Here is a 6,533-nt window from a genome sequence, read left to right on the forward strand (position 1 = left end):
GCGTTGTTTCATTGTTGGGGGGGCTGGTTTTTGTTACAACGCCCCCCCCGCCGAGGCCGGCGCCGCGGTGGCGGCCGACCGCGTCGATCTCGTCGACGAAGACGATCGCCGGGGCGTTCGCCTTGGCCTGCTCGAACAGGTCACGGACCCGGGAGGCACCGACACCGACGAACATCTCGACGAAGTCGGAACCGGAGATCGAGTAGAAGGGGACTCCCGCCTCGCCGGCGACGGCGCGCGCGAGCAGCGTCTTGCCGGTACCGGGACGGCCGTACAGCAGCACGCCCTTGGGGATCTTGGCGCCGACGGCCTGGAACTTGGCCGGCTCCTGCAGGAACTCCTTGATCTCGTGGAGCTCCTCGACGGCCTCGTCGCATCCCGCAACGTCCGAGAAGGTCGTCTTCGGGGTGTCCTTGGTGATGAGCTTGGCCTTGGACTTGCCGAAGTTCATGACCCGGGAGCCGCCGCCCTGCATCTGGTTCATCAGGAACAGGAAGACGACCACGATGAGGACGAAGGGGAGCAGGGAGAGCAGGACTCCGACGAAGGCGTTCTGCTTCGTCGGGGAGACGGTGTAACCGTCGGGGATCTGCTTGTCCTGGTACTTGGTCTGCAGCGTGCCGGCGATGGCCACGCCCTGGTCGCCGATGTAGCTCGCCTGGATCTTCGAGCTGCCGTCGACCTTCACGCCGTCCTTGAGCGTGACCTTGACGGTCTGCTCGTCACCGGTGGTGAGCTTGGCCGACTGAACCTTGTTGTCGTTGATCGCCGCCACGACCTGGCCGGTGTCCACCGTCTTGTAGCCGCCGGACGAGCCGACGACCTGCATCAACACGACCACGGCAAGGACGGCCAGCACGATCCACATGACCGGCCCACGGAAGTATCGCTTCACGTCCATCCATACGGAGCGGTGCCGCCCCGTCCCTCCTGCCATAGTGAGTTTGATAAGACAGTTCTTCTGACGGTACCCCAGCATTGTTGCGCGAAGCCGCACAGGACTGCTGTCAATCCCGTCTCTGCATGCTCCAACGGCGCGAAACCCGCTGGGGTTCCCGATCGTCTTACGAGACTGGGCCCTACGGGGCTCAGCCGCCGTAGACGTGAGGCGCGAGCGTACCGACGAACGGGAGGTTCCGGTACTTCTCGGCGTAGTCGAGGCCGTAGCCCACGACGAACTCGTTGGGGATGTCGAAGCCGACCCACTCCACGTCGATGGCGACCTTGGCGGCGTCCGGCTTGCGCAGCAGCGTGCACACCTTGAGCGACTCCGGCTCGCGCGAGCCGAGGTTCGACAGCAGCCAGGACAGGGTCAGTCCGGAGTCGATGATGTCCTCGACGATCAGGACGTGCTTGCCCTTGATGTCGGTGTCGAGGTCCTTGAGGATCCGCACCACGCCGGAGGACTGGGTGCCCGCGCCGTACGACGACACGGCCATCCAGTCCATCGTGACGGGGGTGGACAGCGCCCTCGCCAGGTCGGCCATGACCATGACCGCGCCCTTGAGGACACCGACGATCAGCAGGTCCTTGCCCTCGTACTCAGCGTCGATCTTCGCGGCCAGCTCGGCCAGCTTCGCGTCGATCTCTTCCTTGGTGATGAGCACCTGCTTGAGGTCGGCACCCATGTCTTTCGCGTCCACCCGCATCACTTTCGGTCGTCCCACCGGCCGGTCCGGGCCACCGTGATGACCCGTTTGCCGGGTCCGGTGGGAGGGTCCGGATTCAGCCTTGCCGGATCACCAGTCTGCCACCCTGTCGCTGGGCGACGACTTTGCCCGGGAGATTGATGGCCTTCTGGCCCCGCCAGCCGGTGATCAACCGGTCGACTTCCTCGATGTGACGGGCGAACAGCGAGCCGGCCGGAGCGCCTGCCCGGATGGCGGCGCGGCGCAGGATACGACGGCGTACGGCGGGCGGCAGGGCGTAGAGCTTGGCGCACTCCAGGAGACCGGCGTCGTCGCGCACGGAGGACTCGGCCTGGCTGGCCCACGCGTCGAGGGCGTCGGCGTCGTCGCGGGAGAGCTGGGCGGTGCGCGCGAGTGCCTCGACGACGCCCTTGCCGAGCGCCTTCTCCAGGGCGGGCAGGCCCTCGTGGCGGAGCCGGGAGCGCGTGTAGGCCGGGTCGGCGTTGTGGGGGTCGTCCCAGACCGGGAGCGACTGGACCATGCAGGCCTTGCGGGCGGTCTGCCGGTCGACCTGGAGGAAGGGGCGGCGGTAGCGGCCGTCGGCCCCCGAGACCGCGGCCATTCCGGACAGGGAGCGGATGCCGGAGCCGCGGGCGAGGCCGAGCAGGACGGTTTCGGCCTGGTCGTCGCGGGTGTGGCCGAGCAGGATCGCGGTGGCGCCGTGCCGCAAGGCCGCGTCGTCGAGGGCGGCGTAGCGGGCGTCACGGGCGGCGGCTTCGGGTCCGCCTTCGCGGCCCACGGTGACGGCGATGGCCTCGACCGGGTCGAGGCCGAGTTCGCGCAGCCTCAGGACGACCTCGTCGGCGCGGAGGTCGGAGCCGGGCTGGAGACCGTGGTCGACGGTGATGCCGCCGGCGCGGATGCCGAGCTTGGGCGCCTCGAAGGCGAGGGCGGAGGCGAGCGCCATGGAGTCGGCGCCACCGGAGCAGGCGACGAGCACGAGCGGGGACGGGGAACGCTCGTACGTGCCGCTCCAGCCGTCGGCGGCCCGTGAGCCGACGTGCGGGGAGTCGGGGTGCGGGGAGTCGGGGTGCGGGGAGTTGTGGTCGGTGAGGATGTCGTGGAGGACGCGGCGGACCGCCAGGCGTATCGCCGCGACCGCAGGATGGGGACCCATGTCCGGTTCCCTTCATGAAGTTGTCGGGGGGTGAGCCCGAGCCTCGGTCACTCAGAGTGTGTAGATGGTGACAGAACCGGGCCGTTCCCCGAGCATTGCACGCCTACCCATGGCTCACGGTCCCTCGGACGGGTGATTGGAGGGGCGTTCGCCTGCCGTCGGCCGGATTCGTTTCACGCCTCTTTCACGCGGTTCACGACTCCGGCCTGCGGTGCACCCGCGCGATCCAGTCCGCCGGTTTGGCGATCTCCGCCTTCGTCGGCAGGGTGTTCGGAGAAGTCCACACACGGTTGAAGCCGTCCATGCCGACCTGGTCGGCCACGGCCCGTACGAAGCGTTCGCCGTCCCGGTACTGCCTGAGCTTGGCATCCAGGCCCAGCAGCCTGCGCAAGGTCATGTCCAGCCGCGAGGCGCCCTTGGCGCGGCGCTGCTGGAACTTCTCCCGGATCTCCGCGACGGACGGTACGACCTCCGGGCCGACCCCGTCCATGACGAAGTCGGCGTGTCCCTCCAGGAGGGACATCACGGCGGTGAGGCGGCCGAGGATCTCGCGCTGGGCCGGCGTCTGCACGAGTTCCACGAAGGAGCGGCCGCCGTCGTCCTCCTCGGCCTCGGGCCTGCCTCCGGCGAGCGACTGGGCGGCTTCGCGGACGCGTTCGAGGACGGTCATGGGGTCGACGTCGGTCTCCGCCAAGAAAGACTGGATTTCACCCTCAAGGTGGTCGCGCAGCCAGGGCACGGCGGTGAACTGCGTGCGGTGCGTCTCCTCGTGCAGGCACACCCACAGGCGGAAGTCATGGGGCTCCACGTCGAGTTCGCGCTCCACGTGGACGATGTTCGGCGCTACGAGCAGCAGCCGGCCGCCGCCGTTCTCGCCCGCCGGGAGTTCGCGGCTGGCGGGGGCGAAGGTCTCGTACTGCCCGAGGACGCGGGAAGCCAGGAACGACAGCAGCATGCCGAGTTCGACGCCGGTGACCTTGCCGCCCACGGCGCCGAGGACCGCGCCGCCCGGTGTGCCGCCGCGCCGCTCCTGCATCTTGTCGAGCAGCGGTTTGAGGATCTCCCGGAACCCGGCGACGTTCGCCCGGACCCAGCCGGGCCGGTCGACGACGAGCACAGGGGTGTCGTTGGTGTGGTCGCTGCCCAGCCGGGTGAAGCCCCTGACGTGCTCCTCCGAGGCCTTGGCGTGGCGGCGCAGCTCCGCGACGACGGCCCGGGCCTCGTCGCGGCTCACCTCGGGGCCCGGCCGCACGAGCCGGGTCGCGGTCGCCACCGCGAGATTCCAGTCGACCATCTCCGTGCCACCGATGCTCGTCATGCGTCAACCGTACGTGAGCGTTCGCACTTGGGGCAGGCCGTACGGAGGTCGGCGAGCCCGGCGCGCCCCGCGCCGCCTACCCGCAGCCGCACCCCGCCAGTGCCGTCGCGGTCCTGTCGAGTGCCGCCTGGGCGTCCAGTGGGCTCGTCGTGTCCGAGGCCAGGAAGGCGAAGGCCAGAAGGCGCCCGTCCTGGTCGACCACCGTGCCGGCCAGGGTGTTTACGCCCGTCAGGGTGCCGGTCTTGGCCCGTACGACGCCCGCCGCCCCGTCCGTGTAGCGGCTGCTGAGGGTTCCGGTGAAGCCCGCGACCGGAAGACCGGTGAGCACCGGGCGGAGTTCGGGGTGTTCCGCGGAACCGGCCTCCACGAGAAGGGCCGTCAGCAGGTCGGCCGTCAGTCTGTCCTCGCGGTTGAGGCCGCTGCCGTCGTGGAACCGCGCTCCGGACATCGGCAGGCCCAGCTTCTGGAGCCGGGCGGCGATCGCACTCGCGCCGCCCGCGAAGTCCGCCTTCCTGCCGCTCGCGAGGGCCGTCTGGCGGGCCAGGGCCTCGGCGATGTCGTTGTCGCTGTTGGTCAGCATGCGTTCGACCAGGGTGGACAGCGGGGGCGAGGCGACGGCGGCGAGGGTGGTGGAGCGGTTGGTGGCCTTGGAGGGCCCGGGGGTCCTGGTCTTGATCCCGGCTTGGCCGAGGAAGCCGGCGAACTTGCGGGCCGCGTCCGCCGCCGGGTCGGACACCCGGGTGACCGGACCGCTGGTCGAGTCGTCGGTGCGGCCCTCGTCGGCCATGAGGGCGCTGACCGGTGCGAGGTTGTCGTTGGCGCCGATGGGGTGGAGCGCGGGCCCGGTGTACAGGGTCGTGTCGTAGGAGAGGGTGACCTCCCGGACCCCGCGCTTCTTCAGGGCGGCGGCGGTGTCGTCCGCCAGGGTGCGCAGGCTCGCCCAGCCTCCCCCGAGTTCTCGGCTTCGCTCCGACAGGGCGGTGCCCCCATCGTTCTTGTGGGCGGTGAGCGTCGGGTCGCCGCCGCCGACCAGGACGAGTTCCCTGGTGTCGGGCTCCAGGACGGCCCGGGTGCTGAAGCGGTGGTCGGCGCCGAGGGCGGAGAGGGCGGCGACGGCGGTGGCGATCTTCGTGGTGGAGGCGGGGGTGAGCGCGGTGTCGGCGCCGGATCCGTACAGGCGCTTGCCCGTGGCCACGTCGACCACCGCCGCGGCGTGGGCGCTGCCCAGCGCCGGGTCGTCCAGGAGCGGGGCCAGGACGTCCGCGAGGGGCGTTCCGGCGGGCGGGGCGTTCTTGGTGTTCACGGTGTTCGTGGTGGGGCCGAGGCCGGTCAGTACGGCCGCGGCGCTCGGAGCGGGCCGGGGCGCGCGGGACGCCGTGTCGGCGCCGCGTCCGTGATCTGCGCCACCTGGCCGCTGCTGTGCCGCGGCCCGGTCCCGCTCGGCCGTACGCTGGCCGTTGGCGGTCCAGGGGCCGACGGAGGTCACCACACCGGCGGCCAGCGCCAGCCCGGCGGTGGCGGCGCCCGCGGTGTACCGCCAGGTCCTGACGGACGGCGAGCGGGAAGGCCGTACGAGGGCCACCAGCCGCGGTCCCACGGTCCGCACCCGCGCGATCCGCGGTTTCGCGGTCGACGCGGCCCGTGCCAGACGGGGACGTACGGCACCCGCGATCCGCTCCACATGCGGTCTCGCGGCGCGCCAAGGCCTCAGTTCTGGCACAACCACCAGCCCCTTTCGCGATCACACACCTGCGTGAGGGACACTTAACCACCAGAACTATGTGCTGATCATGGAGGAGCCACCGGTGGAGTTCGACGTCACGATCGAGATCCCGAAGGGTTCGCGGAACAAGTACGAGGTGGACCACGAGACCGGTCGGATCCGCCTGGACCGTCGTCTCTTCACCTCGACCGCCTACCCGACCGACTACGGCTTCGTCGAGAACACCCTCGGCGAGGACGGCGACCCGCTGGACGCGCTGGTCATCCTGGACGAGCCGACCTTCCCGGGGTGCCTGATCAAGTGCCGCGCGATCGGCATGTTCCGCATGACGGACGAGGCGGGCGGCGACGACAAGCTGCTGTGCGTGCCGGCCACCGACCCGCGGGTGGAGCACCTGCGCGACATCCATCACGTGTCGGAGTTCGACCGTCTGGAGATCCAGCACTTCTTCGAGGTCTACAAGGACCTGGAGCCCGGCAAGTCGGTCGAGGGTGCCAACTGGGTGGGCCGCACGGACGCCGAGCTGGAGATCGAGCGGTCGTACAAGCGTTTCAAGGACCAGGGCGGCCACTGAGCACGCCTCCTGAATCCCTTCCGTAACGGGGCGCCCCCGCCCCCCCGCGGGCCCGAGCCCGTTTGGGGGGGCAAAAGAGTGGGAGCACGCTGTGTTTATGTCTCAGGCGCCCG

At 70.2% G+C, this 6,533-nt stretch carries 6 protein-coding genes; 1 reads left to right on the forward strand and 5 read right to left on the reverse strand.

All coding sequences use genetic code 11. From position 1 onward, the window contains the following. The 5 genes from ACFW2E_RS38560 to dacB form a co-directional block, all read right to left on the reverse strand. Window positions 1–901: ATP-dependent metallopeptidase FtsH/Yme1/Tma family protein (locus ACFW2E_RS38560; protein WP_384474241.1), on the reverse strand; the 901-nt coding region annotated here is incomplete at its 3' end. Between the two features lie 187 nt (window positions 902–1,088). Further along, the gene (gene hpt / locus ACFW2E_RS38565; RefSeq protein ID WP_031487462.1) at window positions 1,089–1,649 is read right to left on the reverse strand and encodes a hypoxanthine phosphoribosyltransferase; all 561 of its coding nucleotides are present in this window, start codon (window positions 1,647–1,649) and stop codon (window positions 1,089–1,091) included. Window positions 1,650–1,725: 76 nt separating this feature from the next. Next, complete coding sequence (tilS, locus tag ACFW2E_RS38570; protein ID WP_384474230.1) at window positions 1,726–2,805, reverse strand: tRNA lysidine(34) synthetase TilS; 1,080 nt, start codon at window positions 2,803–2,805, stop codon at window positions 1,726–1,728. Window positions 2,806–2,998: 193 nt separating this feature from the next. Then, on the reverse strand, window positions 2,999–4,123 hold the full coding sequence (locus ACFW2E_RS38575) for a zinc-dependent metalloprotease (RefSeq protein ID WP_384474233.1): 1,125 nt from the start codon (window positions 4,121–4,123) through the stop codon (window positions 2,999–3,001). A 76-nt stretch (window positions 4,124–4,199) separates the two neighbouring features. After that, window positions 4,200–5,849: a D-alanyl-D-alanine carboxypeptidase/D-alanyl-D-alanine-endopeptidase gene (gene dacB, locus ACFW2E_RS38580; protein ID WP_384474235.1), complete on the reverse strand. Its 1,650-nt coding sequence runs from the start codon at window positions 5,847–5,849 to the stop codon at window positions 4,200–4,202. A gap of 79 nt (window positions 5,850–5,928) precedes the next feature. Between dacB and ACFW2E_RS38585 the strand changes: the two genes are divergently transcribed. Beyond that, window positions 5,929–6,420, forward strand: a complete 492-nt coding sequence (locus ACFW2E_RS38585) for an inorganic diphosphatase (protein ID WP_384474238.1) — start codon at window positions 5,929–5,931, stop codon at window positions 6,418–6,420. Window positions 6,421–6,533: the final 113 nt, after the last annotated feature.

The sequence above is a fragment of the Streptomyces sp. NPDC058964 genome (assembly GCF_042741275.1).
Taxonomy (GTDB): Bacteria; Actinomycetota; Actinomycetes; order Streptomycetales; family Streptomycetaceae; genus Streptomyces.